Here is an 18809-nt window from a genome sequence, read left to right as displayed (position 1 = left end):
TACTCCTTGGGAAGTCTGGTTCAGCGGAAACGCAAACGGACGGAACCGAGTCCGGTGAACTCGGCGAGGAAGTCGTCACCGGGGCGGGCGTCGATAGCGCGGGTGCAGGAACCGGGCAGCACGATGTCGCCCTTGCGCAACCGCACCCCGAAGGTCGCGACCTTGCGCGCCAGCCACGCGACCGCGATCACCGGATCACCGAGCACGGCGTCGCTGCGGCCCTCGGCGATGACCTCGCCGTTGCGGGTGAGCACGGCATCGATGGCCTTGATGTCGATGTCGGCGGGCGCGACGCGCTGCTTGCCGAGCACGAAACCAGCCGAGGACGCGTTGTCGGAGATGGTGTCGGTCAGCCCGATCTTCCAGTCCTTGATACGCGAGTCGATCAGTTCGATCGAGGGCGCGTAGGCGACGGTCGCGGCCAGCACATCGGCCTCGGTGCAGTCCTCGCCGGGCAGGTCGGCGCCGAGCACGAACCCGACCTCGACCTCCACCCGCGGCAGCAGGTACTGGGAGGTGTCGACCGGGACGTCTTCGAAGACCTCCATCTCGGCGAGCAGGTGACCGTAGTCGGGCTCGTCGACACCCATCATCTCCTGCATCGCCTTCGACGACAGCCCCACCTTGTGGCCGACGACCTTGGCGCCCGACTTCAGCCGGCGCTGAATGTTGAGCAGCTGGATCTCGTAGGCATCGACAACATCGATGTCGGGAAACCGGTCGACGAGCGGCGACACGGCGACCCGCTCGTCCTCGGCGCGGGACAGTTCGTCGGCGAGTTGAGTTCGTACCGCGTCGGGCAGCACGCGGACCTCCTTGGCAGCACGGTCAATAGGTTGTGGCAACACGTCGGTCGGACCAGGCCGCACAGCGTGGTCTCCAGACCACAAAACTGTAACGGGTTTCCCGGACGACCGTCGGCCGTTCACCTGACAATACAACGCCACCTCAGGTGATTTCTATAACACGTTCCACCATATGGAGGGCAAACAGCGGAGCCCACTGGAACGAGTTCCATTTTTGTCTGTCAAACATCGGACCCCTTCTATAACGTGTTGCACATGAGTGATCGGGAATACGATGTGGTGGTCGTCGGTAGTGGGGCCGCTGGAATGACCGCCGCCCTCGCCGCGGCCCACAAGGGACTGAGCGTCGTGCTGCTGGAGAAGGCCGCGCACTACGGCGGGTCGACGGCCCGATCCGGCGGTGGCGTCTGGATTCCGGGCAACAAGGCGCTGAAGGCCTCCGGCCGGCCCGACGACCGCGAGGACGCGCGCACCTATCTGCACAGCATCATCGGCGACGTGGTGCCCGCCGAGAAGATCGACACCTACCTCGATCGCGGCGCCGAGGCCTTCGACTTCGTCCTCGATCACACCCCGCTGAAGATGAAGTGGGTTCCCGGCTACTCCGACTACTACCCGGAGGCACCGGGCGGGCTCGGCCAGGGACGTTCGTGCGAGCCGACGCCGTTCAACGGCAAGGTGCTCGGCGCGGAACTGGCCAACCTCGAACCGCCGTATGCGAAGGCGCCGCTGAACGTGGTCGTCATGCAGGCCGACTTCGTGCGGCTCAACCTGATCAAGCGCCACCCCAAGGGCTTGATGCGGGCACTGCGCGTCGGCGCCCGCACCTATCTGGCCAAGTTCACCGGCAAGCACCTGCTCGGCATGGGCCAGGCGATCATCGCCGCCATGCGCAAGGGCCTGCTCGACGCCGGTGTGCCGGTGCTGCTCAACACCCCGCTCACCGATCTGGTGGTCACCGATGGCCGGATCACCGGGGTCAAGGCGACCGTCGACGGCGAGTCCGTCACCTTCACCGCGCGCTACGGCGTCGTCCTCGGCAGCGGCGGGTTCGAGCACAACGCCGACATGCGCGCCAAGTACCAGCGACAGCCGATAACCACTGAGTGGACAACGGGCGCCGCGGCCAACACCGGCGATGGCATCGTCGCGGGCATGGCAGTGGGAGCGACGGTCGGATTCATGGAGGACGCCTGGTGGGGTCCGACCATCTTCAAGGGCGGCAAGCCCTGGTTCGCGCTGGCCGAGCGCAATCTGCCCGGCACCATCATGGTCAACGACCGGGGCGAGCGGTTCGGCAACGAGTCGGCACCGTACGTCGAGGCGGTGCACACCATGTACGGCGGCGAGTACGGCCAGGGCGCAGGACCCGGCGAGAACATCCCGGCCTGGCTGGTGTTCGACCAGCGCTACCGCAACCGCTACATCTTCGCCGGGCTGCAGCCGGGTCAGCGTTTCCCGTCACGCTGGCTGGAGAACGACAACATCGTCAAGGCCGACACCATCGAGGAACTGGCCAACAAGATCGGCGTCCCTGCCGAGAACCTCACCGCCACCGTGGAACGGTTCAACGGCTTCGCCGCCGCGGGCAAGGACGAGGACTTCGGTCGCGGCAACAGCCACTACGACCGCTACTACGGCGACCCGACCGTGAAGCCCAACCCGTGCCTGGCCGAACTGTCGCAGGGCCCGTACTACGCGGCCAAGATGGTGCCCGGCGACCTCGGCACCAAGGGCGGCCTGGTCACCGACACCGCCGGTCGCGTACTGCGCGAAGACGATTCGGTGATCGATGGCCTCTACGCCGCGGGCAACTCCAGCGCGCCGGTGATGGGCCACACCTACGCCGGTCCCGGCGCCACCATCGGCCCCGCGATCACCTTCGCCTACCTCGCGGTGCTCGACATCGTCGCCGCGAAGAAGGCGAAAGCCGCCGCGTGACGATCGACCACACCCCGACCCCGCAGGAGTAAGCAATGCCCATCGACCTCCAGACCGCGCTCGGCGCGCCGCTCCCGGCGCGGGAGTTCAGCTGGACGCCCACCGACGTGCAGCTCTACCACCTGGGCCTCGGCGCGGGCGCGCACCCGCTCGACCCGGTCGAGCTGACCTACCTCGACGACCAGGCGCCCCAGGTGCTGCCCACCTTCGCGACGGTGGCACCGACACTCGGCGAGACCGAGGCGCCGAAGGTGAGTTTCCCCGGCATCGAGATCGACCTGGCCAAGGTGGTGCACGGCCACCAGGAAGTGGTGGTGCACCGGCCGATTCCGGCCGCGGGCAAGGCGACAAGCACCGGCCGGATCAGCGAGATCTGGGACAAGGGCGCCAACGCGGTGATCGTCCAGGAGAACACCGTGGTCGGCTCCGACGGTGAACCGCTGTGGACCGTCCGCTCCTCGATCTTCGCCAAGGGCGAGGGCGGCTTCGGCGGCGAGCGCGGGCCGAGCGCCAAGGCCGCGCTGCCCGATCGGGCGCCCGACGCCGAGATCCTGACTCCGACGCTGCCGCAGCAGGCCCTGCTCTACCGCCTCTGCGGTGACCGCAACCCCTTGCACTCGGATCCCGAATTCGCCAAGGGCGCAGGCTTTCCCGCGCCGATTCTGCATGGCCTGTGCACCTACGGTGTGGTCTGCAAGGCCCTCACCGACAGCCTGCTCGACGGCGACGCAGGCCGGGTCGGCGGCTTCCGCGCCAAGTTCGCCGGGGTGCTGTACCCGGGGGAGACGCTGCGTATCAAGGTGTGGCGCGAAGGCGACGAGCTGATCGGCGCCGCCACCGTGGTCGAACGCGAGGACGCGCCGGTGCTCGGCGATATCGCCCTGCGCATCGCCTGATTCGACACCGAATGCCCGCCGGTCATCGCGTCCGGCGGGCATTTCTCGTTTCGCCCGCCGGACCAGCGGTCCCGCCGGAGCGGGGAGGTACGCCCCGCGGTTCGGTCCACACGCGTGGCGTCGCGGGTCAGTCCGTCCGTGCCTCTTCGGCGGTCGTCCCGTTGCCGACCAGCCCGCCGACCAGCAGCGCGTAGATCAACATGATCAGCACCGGTGCGGCCAGCGGCGCCCAGACCAACTCCACCGGGACCAGAGCGGCGGTGGCCGCGGCGATGGTGAACAGCACCGCGCCGCCGACCGACGGAATCGTCGTCGGCACAACACCTTCGGGTGCGTGCAGGACGGCCGCGTTGAGCAGGTAGGTGGTCGCCACCAACCCCGTCGCGGCGGCGGTGATCACGCCGACATCGGAGAACGCGAGCGCCGCGATCGCCACCAGTACCGCGCCGACCGCGGCGGGCCGCCACCACCAGCTCACCACGACCAGCGCGAGCGCGGCGACCCCGGCGAACGGGTTGATCAACGCGACCGCGGCGACCAGCAGCAGGCCGGCGAGCAGGGCAAGGAATCTCGTCATCGGCGCACCCGCACTGTTCGGCGATGGTCGGGCAGCAGGCGCATGGCCTGATCGAGCCTGGTGTCGGCGGGCCAGGCGATGATGTCGACGCCGACGGTGCCCATGTCGCGATACATCGAGGCGCGCTCGAGCTGCCACATCTTGGCCATGGTCGGGTCGAGGCCCGCTTCGAACGGCGTGCCGCGCAGGACGTCGACCGCGATCACCACGTGTCCGCGTTTGCGCAGGTCGATCAGGGCCAGCGCGAACTGGGTGTCGAGCAGCGTGGAGAAGGCGACGACGATCGCGCCGATCGGCACCGCGGCGTGCGGCGCGAGCGTGCCGGTGGTCTCGACGTGCTCGTCGCCGACGCCGAGCACGGTGTCGACGATCCGGTAGAACTGCCTGCGGCCGATATCGGGGCGCAGCCAGCGCGGCGAGTCACCCAGGCAGACGACGGCGGTGCGGTCACCGGCTTGCAGCGTGGACTGCACCACCTGCGCGGCGCCGCGCACCGACAGTTCCAGCGAGGCGGTGGCTGGGCCGGGCGCCTGCTGGGAGGTGTCGACCAGGACGACCACGTCGGCGGAGCGGTTGGTGAAGCGTTCGGTGACGTAGAGCCTGCCGCGGCGCGCGCTCACCGGCCAGTTGACGGTGCGCAGCTGGTCGCCGGGCGCGTAGGCGCGAATGTCGGCGTATTCGACACCGGGACCGTGCTTGCGGGTCAGGTGGGTGCCGATCCGATCGGGCAGTTCGGTGCGCGGCAGGCGCATTCGCTGCGGATCGGCGATCGGGTACACATACAGCTTGGCCGCGGGCAGCTCGGCGGTGGCGATCGCAAGCCCGGCCGGGCTCAGCGCGGACACCTTGACCTGCACCGGATATCGGCCCCAGCGCGCCGCCGAGAGCGCCAGCTGCATGCCGGCGGGCGCACCGCCGGAATCGTGCGACTCCTCGACCTCGACTTCGAGACCGGCCAGCGGCACCGATGTCATCCGCAGCAGCGCGTGCCCGCTGTCGACGAAAGCGGCGGCATTGCAGCCGACCACCTCGCCCTCGAAGCAGCGCACGGTGCCGCTGCCGTCGACCTGGATCCTGGTCGGGTTCTGCTGCCACGGCGCGGTGGCGAGCACGCCGAGCATCGGCGCGGCGAAGACCACCAGCTGCCACTGTCCGCGCAATACCGCGACGACCAGCGCCGCCGCGGCGCACCCGGCGAGGATGAACACCAGCGGCGCCGGCCGCCAGCGCAGGTCGACCTCGACCGTCCTGGATTCGTCGCGGTGCTTCATGTGCTGGTGGCGCGGGGCACCGGTAGCCGGCGCAGCAATTCGGTGATGACGTCCTCACCCCGGATGCGGCGCACCCACATCTCCGGACGCAGGGTGATGCGGTGTGCCATCGCGGGCACCGCCAGCGCCTTCACGTCCTCAGGGATCACATAGTCGCGGCCGAGCAGCAGAGCCCTGGCTCGCGACATCTGCACCAGATCGAGTTCGGCGCGCGGGCTGGCGCCGACCTCGACCTGCGGGTGGCTGCGCGTCGCCGAGGCGAGCGCGACCACGTAGTTCACGACATCGGGATGCACGGTGACGAACTCGACCGACTGGCGCATCTCCATCAGACCCTGCGCGTCGACGACCTGGCCGACCTGCGGCGGCGTCGCGCCGCGCTCTAGCCTGCGCCGGATCATCTGGGTCTCGTCCTGCTCGGAGAGATAGCCGAGGCGCAGCTGGATGGCGAAGCGGTCGAGCTGGGCCTCCGGCAGCGGGTAGGTGCCCTCGTACTCGATCGGGTTGTCGGTGGCCAGCACGATGAAAGGCTGTGGGAGCAGGAAGGTTTCGCCGTCGATGCTCACCTGCCCCTCGGCCATGGCCTCCAGCAGCGCCGCCTGCGTCTTGGGCGGGGTGCGGTTGATCTCGTCGGCGAGCAGGACATTCGTGAAAACCGGACCGCGACGGAAATTGAAACGGCCCGACGACATGTCGTAGATCGTCGAGCCGAGCAGGTCAGCGGGCAGTAAATCAGGCGTGAACTGCACGCGGGTGAAATCCAGGCCGAGCGCGGCCGCGAAGGACCGCGCGATCAGCGTCTTGCCCAGCCCTGGCAGATCCTCGATGAGGACATGTCCTCCGGACAGCACGGCGATCATGATGAGCTGCAACTCATCTCGCTTGCCGACCACGACTCGGCCCAGCTCACGCAGCACGGCGTCGGAGCGCTGGACGGTCACGTTCAACGGCATGGTCATCGGTGGCCTTAACCCCTCACATCGTCTGCAATCGGCGCAGGATCTCGTCCAGCGCCTCCCTACCCGGTGCGCGACCGGTCTGGTCGCGCAATGCCGAGTTCGCCGGATCGACCCAGCGCCACAACTCGGGTCCGAACTGCAGTTGACCGGCAGCTTCGGTGGCCCTTCGATTCTTGGCGACCCGCAGGCCGGTGGACAGTTCGAACTCCTTGGCCAGCAACGGACGCAGGTGGCGGTCCCAGTCGGCGCGCGTACCGTCGGCGCGCGCGGTCAGCATCTCGGCGCGCGCGTGCCAGCGGCCGAGCATCTCGGCCGGGCCGTTGTCGATGTACTCGGTCAGCGGTTCCTCGCGCACCACGCGATGCCGCATCGACCAGAGCAGTGTCGCCAGCGCGATCGCGACCGGCAGCGCGACGGCGAGCAGCACCGCGTCGCGGGCCACCCGCACCAGCGCCACTTCGATCAGCAGCACGACGACGACCGCGGCCGCGATCACGGACGATCGATTCATGCCGCGACCCCCTGGCCTGTTCGGGCGACCAGCCACGATGGCGTGTCCCAGCGCCGGCCGCTCATGCTGTGTCCTCCCGGCATGCTCGGGCGCCCTGCGTGGTCACGCAAGCTGCCGCCTCCGGGCGCTGACCGCTCATGCCGCGACCAGCCTTCTCTGCAGATCCGACAGCACGATGCGCAGCAGCTGTTCGGCGCGCATGCGCTGCCATTCGAGCATGGAGTGCGGGCTGAACCGCGCCTCCTCGAACAGCGCGACCAGCTCACGCGCCGAAGCATCGTGCAGCACACCGCTTTCGAACGCGCGGGCCAGGACTTCCATCGGGGTGTCCGATGCCTGCGGGCGGGCGGCGCTGTCGCTGGACAGGCCACGCTCCATGGCCACGTAGCAGGCGATGATCGCGGTGCGCGGGTCCTGGCCGGGCGCGTTCATCGCGGCAAGGCCCATCTCGGCGGCCCTGGTGAGCGAGTCGACGGCGCTCGGCGCGGTGTCAGGAAGAGCGGGGGCGGCGGGCACGGGTTCGCGGCGCGAGGCCAGCGCGACGACGATGAGTCCGAGCAGCGCCAGCGCGATCAGCACGAGGGCAAGCACGCCCGCGATCACCAGCGCGGTGCCGGTCAGTTCGGCGGCGCCGGTGCCGGGGTCGGGGGCAGGCGCGTCGGTCGGGGTCGGGACCGGGCCGGAGCCTTCGGGCAAGGTCTCCGAGGCCGGGTGCATCGGCCGGGCTCCCGGCAGCAGGAACAGCGCGGTCACACCGCCGGCGAAGACCAGCGCGAGCACAGCCAGGACGAGCGGGCCGAGCAGTGCCAGCCGACGCCATGGGAAGCGGGGTGTCGCGTCGCGTTCGGCTTGCGGCATGGCCAGCGGGAGACGATGCTGACTGGCGATCACTCCCGCGATCAGGATGACGATGGACACCAGCAGCAGCACCGGCATCACCGCCACCAGCAGTGGCGACGGCGCGCTGGTCGACGATTCGGCGGGACCGGCACCGGGGAGATAACCCTGCAACGCGATCGTCGCAGCGACAAGCAGTGCGATCACGACGATCGCCCGCGGAATGGGCTGACTCACCCCGATCACAGCTGTACCACCAAACCCCAGAGCCTGCACAAAACAGCCACATAGTTACACGCCGAGTGGTTCGCTCGGGAGGAAATCGATACTTTGGATAACCTCCCCTTTTATTGTCCCCCCGAATTCCGTGGCTTGTTACGCGGTGCGAACCATCGCGGCGTCGACCAGGGGCAACTCACCGAGCCTGCTCGCGGTCCGGGCCAGGTCGGGGATCGCGGGAACACCCGCGGTCAGCTCGGTTACCAGTTCGGGAGCGTGGATCGTGCAAGGTAAGTCGGCGTCGTAGAGGACATCGACGAGGTTCACCAGACGCATGGTCCAGTCCGGTGGCACCTCGCGCAGGGGCGGCACCGCGCGCAGGGTCCAGCGGTGGAATCGGCTGGTCAGGGCGAGGTAGTCGGCCGCGCTGGTCGGTGCGCCGCACAGTTGCTCGAAATCGAAGGTCACCGCGTCGCCGTCGACGGCGTGTGCCCGCACGGTGCGACCGTTCCCGACAGACAGGTCGACGCCGGTCCCATCCTCCACCTCGATGCCGGTCTGGTGCGCTGTGCCGACGCCGTTGCCTGACCGGTGTTCGGCATCGATGTCGGCCGGCTCGAGGAGGTAGCGGCCCGAGACGAAACCGCTGTCGCGGCGGGTGCCGACGGTCCGGTAGTCCAGTGGACCGTCGAGGGTGACGACGTCGAGGTTGGCCAGGATGCGCTCGATGGTCGGCACGAAACGGTCGTGGAACAGCGGGTTCGGCAGCAGGTCGCGGGGCGCGTAGTTCGAGGTGACCACCAGCGTGCGGTGCTGGGCGAACAGGGTGTCGAGCAGGCGGGCGACGAGCATGGCGTCGCCGATGTCGTTGATGTGGAACTCGTCGAAGCACACCAGGTCGGCGTCGGCCAGCAGGCCTGCGACGGCCCGTTCGATCGAGCCGAGCTCATGGGCCGCCGTGTGCAGGGCGGCGAAGAAGCTGTGGAAATGGAAGCGGCGCTTGTGGTCGGAACCGACGCTCGCGAAGAAGCGGTCCATCACCATCGTCTTGCCGCGTCCGGGCCTGCCGTGCAGGTAGATGCCCCGGTGCCGCTTGCGTGGGCGGGCGTGCCGGTCGAGCAGGGCGGCGAGCGCGTCGGCCGCCGCCACCTGGGCTGGGTCCAGAACCACCGTGCCGGAATTCATCGCAACCTCCTCGTCCTCTACAGTTGTAGAGGCTGAGGCGGCAGCAGACCAGAGAAGGTGACGATGTCCACAGAACGGCGCGGCCAGATCGTGGCCGGCGCAATCGATCTCATCGCGACCCGCGGCATCCGCGCGCTCACCCACCGTGCGGTCGATACCCGGCTCGAGTTGCCGGCGGGCTCGACGTCCTACTACTTCCGCACCAGGCACGCCCTGATCGAGGCGGTCGCCGACGGCATCACCGCCCGCTCCCGCGCCGACTTCGCCGCAGCACAGCGCGGACACACGGCTGATGTCGCGCTCACCATCGCCGCCAGACAGCCGGGCCCCGCGACCGACGTCACGCCCGGCGTCACCACCGGACCGCCGGAACGCACGGCCGACATCACGCACGACTTCCCCGCCGCACAGCACGATCCGACGGCCGACATTGCCCGCGACATCGCAGCCTGGCTCGCTCACCTGCTGAAACATCGCCGCAACGAGCTGATCGCCCGGCACGCCCTGATCATCGAGGTGCTCTCCGACCCCGACCTGCACGCCCGCCTGGCGGGCAGCCTGTTCTCCCTGGAGCGCGCCACCGAGCTGTTCACCGCACTCGGCGCCGCCGACCCCGCCGGCGCGGCAGGAGACTTCCTCGCCCTGCTGGAGGGGCTGGTCTTCGACCGCTTCGCCGGTCCGCGCGCGGATCAGCCCGCGACCGTCGAGCAGCTCGCCCGTCCACTCTCACAGTTTCTGGCGAACGCGAGTTGTGACTATTCCCAGCCCATTTCCGAATAGGGCACCGCGGAATTGAGCGCGGCAATTCCGAGCGCCGAATATTCGATCAGATCGGCGGGGAGATCACTCAGCGGAAACCATTGCAGCGCATAGCATTTGTCGGGTTCCCTATTGAAAGGCTCACCCCGCCAGCGCTCGGCGCGAAAGAACAGGCCGAGCCGTGAATCGCGCCCAGGGGCGGTCACATGGGCGACGTGGACGAGCCGAAGATCGGCGGGCTCCAGCTCGACCCCGATCTCCTCCATGGCTTCGCGAACCGCGCCCACCGCTGCGGACTCGCCCGCCTCGAGCTTGCCCGAGGGCAGATGCCAGCGGTTGTCGTACTTGTCGCCGCTACGGCGCAGGCTCAGCAGGATCCGATCGTCGCGGATCAGCAGGATGTGGACATCGACCAGGTGGCGTGCGATCACCGTGCCGAGCCTACGAAACCGGCGCGCCCGGGGTGGGTGAGAATCGGTGGATGCCGAGCGAGAACCTCATGCTGATCCACGATCCCGAACGACTGGCGAGTGGCGAACGGGTGCTCGGCGCCGAGTTCACCGCGATGCACGAGCGGGTGCGTGCGGTGACCGCGCTGACCTCCCGCCTCAACATCACGCCCTTCGAGGACGAGGCGGCGAAGGCGGCGCTCTTCGAGCAGATCCTTGGCCGCCCGCTCCCGGCGGGCGTCACCATCTACCCGCCCTTCTACACCGATCACGGGCTGAATCTGGAGCTGGCGGAACGGGTGTTCGTCAACCAGGGGTGCACGTTCCTCGACTACGCGGGCATCCGGCTGGGCCGGGGCGTGATGATCGGCCCGAAGGCCACGCTGATCACCATGAGCCATCCGGTCGACCCGGGGGAGCGGCGCAAGTACCTCACGGGCGGGCCGATCGACGTCGCGGAGAACGTGTGGATCGGCGCGGGCGCGACGATTCTGCCCGGGGTGCGCATCGGACGCGACGCCGTGATCGCCGCGGGCGCCGTCGTGGCCGACGACGTGCCCGCGGCGAGCCTGGTGACCGGCCCCAAAGGCGCCGTGCACCGCAGCTGGTAGCCGGTTCAGGCGGTGAGCACCAGGCCCGAGGTCGGGACGCCGGTGCCGGCGGTGACGAGGATGCGTTCGAGCTCGTCGACCTGGTTGACCGAGGTGCCGCGGATCTGGCGGACGGCTTCGGCGATGCCGTTCATGCCGTGGATGTAGGCCTCGCCCAGCTGGCCGCCGTGGGTGTTGAGCGGGAGCCTGCCGCCGATCTCGATGGCGCCGTCGGCGATGAAGTCCTTGGCCTCGCCACGACCGCAGAAACCCAGCTCCTCGAGCTGCATGAGCACGAACGGGGTGAAGTGGTCGTAGAGGATCGCGGCCTGCATGTCGGCCGCGCTCAGCCCGCTCTGGGCCCACAGCTGGTCACCGACGAGGCCCATTTCCGGCAGGCCGGTCATGGCGTCGCGGTAGTAGCTGGTCATCACGTACTGGTCGGCGCCGCTGCCCTGGGCGGCGGCCGCGATGATCGCGGGGCGCTGCGGGAGATCGCGGGCGCGTTCGGCGCTGGTGACCACGATGGCGACGCCGCCGTCGGATTCCTGGCAGCAGTCGAGCAGGTGCAGCGGTTCGGCGATCCAGCGTGAATCCTGGTGCTGTTCCAGGGTGATCGGCTTGCCGAAGAAGAAGGCGTTCGGGTTCACCGCGGCGTGCTTGCGGTCGGCCACCGCGACGGCGCCGAAGTCGGCACTGGTCGCGCCGGTGACGTGCATGTACCGGCGCGCGACCATGGCGACCTGCGCGGCTGGCGTGCCGAGACCCTGCGGGTAGGCCCAGCCCGCGTCGATGCCCGATGACGTCGGCGCGGCCGCCAGCGCGGGCGAGAACTGCCCGAACCTGGCACCGGAACGCTCGTTGAACGCACGGTAGGCGACCACCACGTCGGCGACGCCGGTGGCCACCGCCATGGCGGCCTGCTGCACGGTCGCGCAGGCCGCGCCACCGCCATAACCGATGTGGCTGAAGAACTTCAGGCTCGGGATGCCGACGGCCCTGGCCACGGCGGCCTGGGTGTTGGTGTCCATCGTGAAGGTGGTCAGGCCGTCGACGTCGGCGGGGGTGAGGCCCGCGTCGGCCAGCGCGGCACTGACGGCCTCCGCGGCCAAACGCAATTCGCTGCGGCCGGAGTCCTTCGAGAAATCGGTGGCGCCGATGCCGACGATCGCGGCTTGCCCGGACAGGCCCGTCATGAGTTCTCCAAAGAAGGAAGGGCGATCACCGCGGTGGCCGTGATGTGCTCGCCGAGGCTGTCGCGACCGCGCACATCGAGGGTGACCAGCGCGCCGGACACGTCGGTGACCGTGCCCGAAAGGGTCAGCGTGTCACCGGCATACAGCGGCACACCGAGGCGCAGGGCGATGGACTTCACCAGCGCGCGCGGCCCCGCCCAGTCGGTGACGAAGCGCTGCACCAGGCCGGTGTCGGTGAGGATATTGACGAAGATGTCGCTGGAACCGCGCTCGACCGCCTTGTCGCGGTCGTGGTGTACGTCCTGGAAGTCCCTGGTGGCCAAGGCCGTACTGATCACGAAAGTGGGATCGGCGTGGATCACCAGCTCGGGTAGCGTGTCGCCCACCGCGACGGCGGTGGGTTCGGTCGTGGCGGTCACTGCGCGGCCTCCCAGTAGGGCAGAACGGTTCCGTCGGCGAGCTTTTCGAAGGCGACCCGGACGGGCACGCCGACAGCGACCTCGGCCGGATCGATGCCGCGCAGCTCACCGAGCATGCGCACTCCTTCGTCGAGCTCGACGAGGGCGACGACGAACGGCAACTCACGGCCCGGCACCTTCGGCGCGTGGTGCACGACGAAGCTGAACACCGTGCCGGTGCCAGCGGCGACCACGTAGTCGGTGGTCTCGGCTTTGTCCTGCCACAGGGCGGGGATCGGTGGATGCCGCAGCGAACCGTCGGGCAGCCGCTGGATGCGCAGCTCACCGATTTCGGTACCGGCCCAGAAGAATTCGGTGTCCTTGGAGATGACCGGGCCGACGCGGTCGGCGGGCGCGAGGGCGATATCGGATGCCTCGGGCGCTTCCTTCGCGGCGGGCACGAATTTCAGGATGCGGAACAGCATTTCGGTGACCACCTCGTCACCGACCGACCAGGTGGTGGTGAAGGTGAGGAACCAGCCGTCGCCGAGCCCGGTGCGCTTGGGGCCCTTGAACTCCGAGAGCCGGCTGGAGACGGTCACCTCCTCCCCCGGCCGCAGGTAGCGGTGGTAGGTCTGCTCGCAGTTGGTGCCGACGACGGAGGTGAAGCCCGCGTCGTCGAGCAGCTGCGTGGCCAGGCCGAGCGGGTCGTCGGCGGTGCGCACGCCGTGCAGACCGTTCATCGTCCACACCTGGGCCATGGCGGGCGGGGCGACGATGCCGGGGTGACCGGCGGCCTTGGCGGCGGCCTCGTCGACGTAGATCGGATTGGTGTCGCCGATCGCCTCGACCCAGTTGTTGATCATCGGCTGGTTCACCGGGTCGCGCCCGGCCCGCGGCGCGGACTCGCCCGCCGCGGCCAGTTTCGACAGTGCTTCCTGCACGCCCTGCTCCTTGCTCATCGGGGGACGCGCGGCAGTTCCAGGCCGGCGGAGGCGACCAGTTCGCGCATGATCTCGTTGACGCCGCCGCCGAAGGTGACGACGAGGTTCTGCTTGGTGCGCCGGTCCAGCCAGCCGAGCAGTTCGGCGGTGCCTGGCTCGGCGGGATCGCCGTAGCGGCCGACGATCTCCTCGACCACCCGGCCCGCTTCCTGGAGCGATTCGGTGGAGAAGATCTTGGTGGCCGAGGCGTCGGCGATCACGGTGTTCTGCGCGGCGGCCGGGTCGGCGGCGGCGACCTGCCAGTTCAGCAACTCGTTGAGCCGCACCATGGTGCGTACCCGGCCCAGCGCGCGGCGCACCTCGGGCTCGCCGAGCAACTGGTGCTGCGCCGACCAGTCGTGCAGGCGGTCGTAGAGCTGCTCGATCTTGCCCGACGGGCCGAGGCTGACCCGCTCGTGGTTGAGCTGGGTGGTGATCAGGCGCCAGCCGCGGTTCTCCTCGCCGACCAGCATCTCCGCAGGCACCCGCACGTCGTCGAAGTAGGTGGCGTTGGTGTGGTGGGCCCCGTCGCAGGTGATGATCGGGGTCCAGGAGTAGCCGGGGTCCTTGGTGTCGACGATCAGGATGGTGATGCCGCGGTGCCGCGACTCCACCGAACCGGTGCGGCAGGCCAGCCAGACGTAGTCGGCCTCGTGCGCGCCGGTGGTGAAGATCTTCTGGCCGTTGACGATCCAGTCGCCGCTGTCGTCGCGCACCGCGGTGGTGCGCAGCGCGGCGAGGTCGGTGCCCGCTTCGGGTTCGGAGTAGCCGATCGCGAAATGGATGTCACCGGACAGGATTCCGGGCAGGAACTTCTGCTTCTGCGCGTCGGTGCCGTACTTCTGCAGCGTCGGGCCGACGGTCAGCAGCGTCACCAGCGGCAGCGGCACATCGGCGCGCACCGCCTCGTTGAAGAAGATCTGCTGTTCCATCGGGCCGAAGCCCTGGCCGCCGAATTCCTTCGGCCAGCCGACGCCGAGCCAGCCGTCGCGGCCCATCCGGCGCACCACCTCGCGGTAGGCGTCGCCGTGCCGGTTGACCGCCATCTCGGCGTGTTCCTCCGGAGTGACGAGATCGGCGAAATAGGAACGCAATTCTTCGCGCAACCGCCGCTGCTCGGCGGTCAGATCGATGAACATCTTGCTCCCAGAAGGTCGAGGCGCAGGCCCGCGCCGCCGAGCAGACGGGCGAGGTCTTTGGCCTGTGAGTAGTAGCGGTGCATCGGGTGGGTGATATCCACGCCCAGTCCACCGTGCAAGTGGTGACATTTCTGCATGGCGCGCGGAACTTCGGCCGCCGCCCAGTAGGCGAGCACCTCGAGGTCCTCGTCGATCCGGCTCTGATGCTCGGGCGACGCGTCGTCCTGGGCCAGCGCCCAGCACGCCGATTCCGCGGCCACGTGCAGCGTCCGCGAGACCACGTACAGGTCGGCGATCTGCTGGGCCACCGCCTGGAACTCGGCCAGCGGCCTGCCGAACTGCTCACGCGTGCGCACGTGCTCGGCGGTCAGCGTGAGCGCGCCCTTGAGCAGGCCGTCGGCGACCGCGCCGATGGTGGCCAGCGCGTGCCGGTGCAGCCGGGGCAGCACCTCGGCGGGCAGCAGCTGATCGGCCGGGATCTCGACCTCGTCGAGGACCAGCGTCGCCTCCGGGATGCCCGCCGAACCGGCGACCGGGATGATCCGGAGCCCCGGCGCGACCGATTCCACCAGCGCGACGCCCGCGTCGGTGGGCACCAGGATCCAGCGCGCCTGCTCGGCGTAGATCACGCCGACCTTGCGGCCGGTGATCCGCACGGTGTCACCGTCGCGGACCGCCTTGGTGCTCGGCGCGGTCGTGAACGGCGCACCCGGCTCGCTGAGCGCGGCGGTGAGCACGGTGCCCTTGCCGACCTCGGCGACCACGCGCCCGGCGAGCTCCTCCGACAGCGAGGGCAGCAGCGGCAGCACGCCGAACCCGAAGGTCGGCAGCGCGGGCACCGCCACCGCGTCGGTGGCCAGCTCCATGAGCAGAGCCGACACCTCCAGCAGGCCCATGCCGTCACCACCGAACTGCTCGGGCACGGCGACCGCGAGCAGGCCGGAGTCGATCAGGCTCGGCCACAATTCCATATCTCGGGCCTGCTCACGTTCGAGCAGGCTCACGACCACCTCGGCTACGGCGTCGGCGCTTTCGTCGCGGGTGAAGTCCACGGCGTCCTCCCTCATCGAGCTAACTGTCCGCATCGCGCGGCAGGCCGAGAATCCGTTCGGCGGCCACGGTCAACAGGATCTGCTCGGTACCGCCCGCGATGGAGAGACAGCGTGTGAGCAAGAATTCTTTCAGGGCTTCGTTTTCCAGGGAGCCTTCTTGTTCAGAAAGCTCCAGGGCGTACTCCGCCAGGTCCTGCCGGTGCCGGACACCGACGAGTTTGCGGACGCTGGCTTGGGCGCCCGCGTCGACTCCGGCCATGGTCGCCACCGCGATCCGCTGCTCCAGCAAGGAGCCCGCGATCGAGGAGGTGATCAGGTCGCCGAAGCGGTCCTCACGCAGTTCAGTTCCCCATCCGCCGACCGGGAAACGGTCGAGCAGCGCCTCCAGCGCGCCGCCGATTCCGCCGCCGCCCATGGCGACCCGCTCGGCCGACAGGGTGGTGCGCGCGATCTTCCAGCCGTTGTTGAGCGCGCCGACCAGGCCGTCGTCGGGGACGAAGACGTCGTCGAGGAAGACCTCGCTGAAGCGTTCCTCACCGGTGATCGTGACCAGCGGGCGTACCTGCACGCCCGCGGCGCGCATGTCGACGAGGAAGTAGCTGATCCCGCGGTGCTTGGCCGCGGCGGGATCGGTGCGAGCCAGGCAGATGCCCCAGTTCGCGATCGTCCCCAGCGACGTCCACACCTTCTGGCCGCGCAGCACCCAGCCGCCGTCGACCTTCTCGGCCGTGGTGCGCAGGGCCGCGAGGTCCGAGCCTGCGCCCGGTTCGCTGAACAGCTGGCACCAGGTCACCTCGCCGTGCAGGGTCGGCCAGACGAAGCGCTCGATCTGCTCCGGCGTGCCGAAGCGCAGCAGGGTCGGCACCGCCCAGCCCGCGACGGCCAGGTCGGGGGTCTCCAGGTCGGCGCGGCGCAGCTGTTCGGCGATCTGCAGGCAGGTCATCGGATCGGCTTCGCGCCCATACGGTTTCGGCCAGTGCGGCATCACGAAGCCGCCCTCGACCAGCGCGCGCTGCTGCTCGGCGGGCGCCAGCGCGGCGATGGCGGCGATCTCGGCGGTCAGCGCGGAATCGCCCGCGGCGTCACCGAGGACGCGCTCGGCGCCGGTGGTGCGGCGCTGCCCTGCCCTGGTGAGTTCGGCGACCCTGGCCCGCCAGCGCGCCGTTCCACCGAGCAGCTGGCGCAGCGAGCTGGCCCGGCGCAGGTAGAAGTGCGCGTCGTGTTCCCAGGTGAAGCCGATGCCACCGAGCACCTGGATGGCGTCCTTGGCGGTGTCGACCGCGGCGTCGAGCGCGGCGGCCGCGGCGACGGCGGCGGCGATCGGCAGTTCGGCGCCGCCCTCATCGATGGCGGCGGCCGCGTCGGCGGCGACGGCACGGATCAGCTCGGTGCGGCACAGCATCCAGGCGCAGATGTGCTTGATCGCCTGGAACCCGCCGATCGGCTTGCCGAACTGCTCACGGACCTTGGCGTAGTCGACCGCGGTGCGCAGGCACCAGCCCGCGATGCCAGCCAGCTCGGCCGCCGCGAGGGCGACGAACAGGTCGGTGACGTCGACCTCGGGCGCGAAGCTCGACGACACCGCGACCCCGGCGGCCTCCACCCTGGCCAGCGGCACGGTGTGGTCGGCGTTCGGCAGCGGCGTGATCGTCACCACAATGGGCGATAGCAGCAACCAGCGCGTGCCGTCCGGCGTGCTCGCCGGCGCAAGGACCTGGGTGTCCTTGTCGGCGCCGTAGACGTACTCCCAGGCGCCGGTGACGGTCCAGCCGTCGGCGTCCGAACCCACCGCTGTCGCGGTCGGCCGCTCGCCCGGCACGGCGACACCGCACGGCGCACCGCCGGTCACCGCGCCCTGGGTGATCAGCCCGGCCAGCGCGGTGGCCAGCACCGGACCGCCGACCAGGTCGTCGGCGGTCTGTTCCAGCAGCACGGCCAGGTCGGCCACGGTGCCGCCCAAGCCGCCGTGCTCCTCGTCGAGCGCGACCTCGAAGAGGCCGAACTCGGTCAGCGCGGGCCAGTACTGGTGCCAGCTTCCGGCACCGCCGGCCCGCATTGTTGCAATCGGCGCGACCGAACTCGCCCAGCCCCGCAGCGACTCCGCGGCGGCTTTATGCTCGTCAGTGGTGGCGATGGTCACAAGAAAAACCGCCCTTCCGGCGTGGCTCCCACTCCTAGAACATGTTCTAATATCCGGGCCGGGTGTAAGTCAAGAGACCTACACTGGTCCGACATTTCAGGCGCACGCAGTGAAAGGGTTTCCACGATGGACAGTCCGGCCCCCACGCCCACCGTGACGACACTGTCGGAGGACGAACTGAGCTCCAACGCTCAGCGGGAGCGCCGCAAGCGGATCCTCGACGCCACCCTGTCGCTGGCTTCCAAGGGCGGCTACGACGCCGTCCAGATGCGCGCGGTCGCCGAGCGGGCCGATGTCGCCGTCGGCACCCTGTACCGCTACTTCCCGTCCAAGGTGCACCTGCTCGTCTCGGCGCTGGCCAGGGAATTCGAGCAGTTCGAAGGCAAGCGCAGGCCACTACCCGGCGACGGCCCTTCCGAGCGCATGCACGGCCTGCTGACCCAGATCACCCGGATGATGCAGCGCGACCCGCTGCTCACCGAGGCCATGACGCGCGCGTTCATGTTCGCCGACGCCTCCGCCGCGGCCGAGGTCGATCGCGTCGGCAAGGTGATGGACCGGGTCTTCGCCCGCGCGATGAGCGACGGCGAGCCCGACGAGCGTCAGCTCGCCATCGCCAGGGTCATCTCCGATGTGTGGCTGTCGAACCTGGTCGCGTGGCTCACCCGGCGCGCGTCGGCGACCGACGTCACGGAACGACTCGAGCTCACCGTCGACCTGTTGCTGGGCGATCGCGGATAGACGACAAATCCCCTACAGCTGTTGACACGCGTCGGCTGTGCGTCTTCCCCTTGGAAGATGCATAGCCGACGTCGCATATGCGGAACCATGCATCTACCAGCCACGCGGGCGTCGCCATCGGGCCCGCGGGCATGCTGAGCTCGGCGAACAGGGCATGCCC

At 69.4% G+C, this 18809-nt stretch carries 19 protein-coding genes; 5 read left to right on the top strand and 14 right to left on the bottom strand.

Annotated features, from left to right (window positions below):
- Nucleotides 1-20 precede the first annotated feature (20 nt).
- On the bottom strand, nt 21-806 hold the full coding sequence (locus tag ACFWF2_RS24330; protein WP_379309751.1) for a 2-keto-4-pentenoate hydratase: 786 nt from the start codon (nt 804-806) through the stop codon (nt 21-23).
- Between the two features lie 255 nt (nt 807-1061).
- Here ACFWF2_RS24330 and kstD point away from each other — a divergent pair, with 255 nt between their 5' ends.
- Together kstD and ACFWF2_RS24320 are read left to right on the top strand one after the other, a co-directional pair.
- The gene (gene kstD / locus ACFWF2_RS24325) at nt 1062-2747 is read left to right on the top strand and encodes a 3-oxosteroid 1-dehydrogenase (protein WP_379309750.1); all 1686 of its coding nucleotides are present in this window, start codon (nt 1062-1064) and stop codon (nt 2745-2747) included.
- A 35-nt stretch (nt 2748-2782) separates the two neighbouring features.
- A complete protein-coding gene (locus ACFWF2_RS24320) occupies nt 2783-3643 on the top strand; it encodes a MaoC/PaaZ C-terminal domain-containing protein (RefSeq protein WP_379309749.1) in 861 nt (286 codons plus the stop codon).
- Nucleotides 3644-3770: 127 nt separating this feature from the next.
- Here the strand turns inward: ACFWF2_RS24320 and ACFWF2_RS24315 are convergent, their stop codons facing one another.
- The 6 genes from ACFWF2_RS24315 to zapE all read right to left on the bottom strand — a co-directional run bounded on the left by ACFWF2_RS24315 (nt 3771) and on the right by zapE (nt 9202).
- Nucleotides 3771-4220, bottom strand: a complete 450-nt coding sequence (locus ACFWF2_RS24315) for a hypothetical protein (RefSeq protein ID WP_379309748.1) — start codon at nt 4218-4220, stop codon at nt 3771-3773.
- Entirely contained in the window at nt 4217-5491 is a 1275-nt protein-coding gene (locus tag ACFWF2_RS24310; RefSeq protein WP_379309747.1) for a DUF58 domain-containing protein, read from the bottom strand. Before ACFWF2_RS24310 ends, ACFWF2_RS24315 begins: the two co-directional genes overlap by 4 nt.
- Nucleotides 5488-6450, bottom strand: a complete 963-nt coding sequence (locus ACFWF2_RS24305; RefSeq protein ID WP_379309746.1) for an AAA family ATPase — start codon at nt 6448-6450, stop codon at nt 5488-5490. The genes ACFWF2_RS24310 and ACFWF2_RS24305 overlap by 4 nt, the downstream gene beginning before the upstream one ends.
- 16 nt (nt 6451-6466) lie before the next feature.
- Nucleotides 6467-6961, bottom strand: a complete 495-nt coding sequence (locus ACFWF2_RS24300) for a hypothetical protein (protein WP_379309745.1) — start codon at nt 6959-6961, stop codon at nt 6467-6469.
- A 135-nt stretch (nt 6962-7096) separates the two neighbouring features.
- A complete protein-coding gene (locus ACFWF2_RS24295) occupies nt 7097-8035 on the bottom strand; it encodes a DUF4129 domain-containing protein (protein ID WP_379309744.1) in 939 nt (312 codons plus the stop codon).
- A gap of 138 nt (nt 8036-8173) precedes the next feature.
- The gene (gene zapE, locus ACFWF2_RS24290; RefSeq protein ID WP_379309743.1) at nt 8174-9202 is read right to left on the bottom strand and encodes a cell division protein ZapE; all 1029 of its coding nucleotides are present in this window, start codon (nt 9200-9202) and stop codon (nt 8174-8176) included.
- Between the two features lie 63 nt (nt 9203-9265).
- Here zapE and ACFWF2_RS24285 point away from each other — a divergent pair, with 63 nt between their 5' ends.
- Entirely contained in the window at nt 9266-9982 is a 717-nt protein-coding gene (locus tag ACFWF2_RS24285; RefSeq protein ID WP_379309742.1) for a TetR/AcrR family transcriptional regulator, read from the top strand.
- Here the strand turns inward: ACFWF2_RS24285 and ACFWF2_RS24280 are convergent.
- Nucleotides 9958-10392, bottom strand: a complete 435-nt coding sequence (locus ACFWF2_RS24280; RefSeq protein ID WP_379309741.1) for an NUDIX domain-containing protein — start codon at nt 10390-10392, stop codon at nt 9958-9960. The genes ACFWF2_RS24285 and ACFWF2_RS24280 overlap by 25 nt on opposite strands.
- Nucleotides 10393-10442: 50 nt before the next feature.
- Here ACFWF2_RS24280 and ACFWF2_RS24275 point away from each other — a divergent pair, with 50 nt between their 5' ends.
- Nucleotides 10443-11021, top strand: a complete 579-nt coding sequence (locus ACFWF2_RS24275) for a DapH/DapD/GlmU-related protein (RefSeq protein ID WP_379309740.1) — start codon at nt 10443-10445, stop codon at nt 11019-11021.
- A gap of 5 nt (nt 11022-11026) precedes the next feature.
- On the opposite strand, the gene ACFWF2_RS24270 is transcribed toward ACFWF2_RS24275, so the two are convergent.
- Genes ACFWF2_RS24270 through ACFWF2_RS24245 form a run of 6 tightly spaced genes read right to left on the bottom strand, consistent with a single transcriptional unit; the run spans nt 11027 to nt 17908 of the window.
- Nucleotides 11027-12196, bottom strand: coding sequence for a lipid-transfer protein (locus ACFWF2_RS24270; RefSeq protein WP_379309739.1), 1170 nt, complete (start codon nt 12194-12196; stop codon nt 11027-11029).
- Nucleotides 12193-12615, bottom strand: a complete 423-nt coding sequence (locus ACFWF2_RS24265) for a MaoC family dehydratase (RefSeq protein WP_379309738.1) — start codon at nt 12613-12615, stop codon at nt 12193-12195. Before ACFWF2_RS24265 ends, ACFWF2_RS24270 begins: the two co-directional genes overlap by 4 nt.
- Entirely contained in the window at nt 12612-13556 is a 945-nt protein-coding gene (locus ACFWF2_RS24260; RefSeq protein ID WP_379309737.1) for a bifunctional MaoC family dehydratase N-terminal/OB-fold nucleic acid binding domain-containing protein, read from the bottom strand. The genes ACFWF2_RS24265 and ACFWF2_RS24260 overlap by 4 nt, the downstream gene beginning before the upstream one ends.
- Nucleotides 13553-14716, bottom strand: coding sequence for an acyl-CoA dehydrogenase family protein (locus ACFWF2_RS24255; protein ID WP_379309735.1), 1164 nt, complete (start codon nt 14714-14716; stop codon nt 13553-13555). Before ACFWF2_RS24255 ends, ACFWF2_RS24260 begins: the two co-directional genes overlap by 4 nt.
- The gene (locus ACFWF2_RS24250; protein ID WP_379309734.1) at nt 14701-15783 is read right to left on the bottom strand and encodes an acyl-CoA dehydrogenase family protein; all 1083 of its coding nucleotides are present in this window, start codon (nt 15781-15783) and stop codon (nt 14701-14703) included. The genes ACFWF2_RS24255 and ACFWF2_RS24250 overlap by 16 nt, the downstream gene beginning before the upstream one ends.
- Nucleotides 15784-15787: 4 nt before the next feature.
- Nucleotides 15788-17908, bottom strand: a complete 2121-nt coding sequence (locus ACFWF2_RS24245) for an acyl-CoA dehydrogenase family protein (protein ID WP_379309733.1) — start codon at nt 17906-17908, stop codon at nt 15788-15790.
- A 126-nt stretch (nt 17909-18034) separates the two neighbouring features.
- Between ACFWF2_RS24245 and kstR the strand changes: the two genes are divergently transcribed.
- Complete coding sequence (gene kstR, locus ACFWF2_RS24240; RefSeq protein WP_218720591.1) at nt 18035-18649, top strand: cholesterol catabolism transcriptional regulator KstR; 615 nt, start codon at nt 18035-18037, stop codon at nt 18647-18649.
- Nucleotides 18650-18809 lie beyond the last annotated feature (160 nt).

It is taken from the genome of Nocardia sp. NPDC060259 (assembly GCF_042728775.1).
Classification (GTDB): domain Bacteria; phylum Actinomycetota; class Actinomycetes; order Mycobacteriales; family Mycobacteriaceae; genus Nocardia.
Note: the sequence above shows the minus strand (reverse complement) of the source record. Positions and strands in the feature narration are given on the sequence as shown.

What these genes read in the sequence shown, in the direction of transcription:
- kstD (WP_379309750.1), top strand. Translation starts at nt 1,062, where the DNA reads ATGAGTGATCGGGAATACGATGTGGTGGTCGTCGGTAGTGGGGCCGCT.
- ACFWF2_RS24320 (WP_379309749.1), top strand. Translation starts at nt 2,783, where the DNA reads ATGCCCATCGACCTCCAGACCGCGCTCGGCGCGCCGCTCCCGGCGCGG.
- ACFWF2_RS24315 (WP_379309748.1), bottom strand. Translation starts at nt 4,220, where the DNA reads ATGACGAGATTCCTTGCCCTGCTCGCCGGCCTGCTGCTGGTCGCCGCG.
- ACFWF2_RS24310 (WP_379309747.1), bottom strand. Translation starts at nt 5,491, where the DNA reads ATGAAGCACCGCGACGAATCCAGGACGGTCGAGGTCGACCTGCGCTGG.
- ACFWF2_RS24305 (WP_379309746.1), bottom strand. Translation starts at nt 6,450, where the DNA reads ATGACCATGCCGTTGAACGTGACCGTCCAGCGCTCCGACGCCGTGCTG.
- ACFWF2_RS24300 (WP_379309745.1), bottom strand. Translation starts at nt 6,961, where the DNA reads ATGAATCGATCGTCCGTGATCGCGGCCGCGGTCGTCGTCGTGCTGCTG.
- zapE (WP_379309743.1), bottom strand. Translation starts at nt 9,202, where the DNA reads ATGAATTCCGGCACGGTGGTTCTGGACCCAGCCCAGGTGGCGGCGGCC.
- ACFWF2_RS24285 (WP_379309742.1), top strand. Translation starts at nt 9,266, where the DNA reads ATGTCCACAGAACGGCGCGGCCAGATCGTGGCCGGCGCAATCGATCTC.
- ACFWF2_RS24275 (WP_379309740.1), top strand. Translation starts at nt 10,443, where the DNA reads ATGCCGAGCGAGAACCTCATGCTGATCCACGATCCCGAACGACTGGCG.
- ACFWF2_RS24270 (WP_379309739.1), bottom strand. Translation starts at nt 12,196, where the DNA reads ATGACGGGCCTGTCCGGGCAAGCCGCGATCGTCGGCATCGGCGCCACC.
- ACFWF2_RS24260 (WP_379309737.1), bottom strand. Translation starts at nt 13,556, where the DNA reads ATGAGCAAGGAGCAGGGCGTGCAGGAAGCACTGTCGAAACTGGCCGCG.
- ACFWF2_RS24255 (WP_379309735.1), bottom strand. Translation starts at nt 14,716, where the DNA reads ATGTTCATCGATCTGACCGCCGAGCAGCGGCGGTTGCGCGAAGAATTG.
- ACFWF2_RS24250 (WP_379309734.1), bottom strand. Translation starts at nt 15,783, where the DNA reads ATGAGGGAGGACGCCGTGGACTTCACCCGCGACGAAAGCGCCGACGCC.
- kstR (WP_218720591.1), top strand. Translation starts at nt 18,035, where the DNA reads ATGGACAGTCCGGCCCCCACGCCCACCGTGACGACACTGTCGGAGGAC.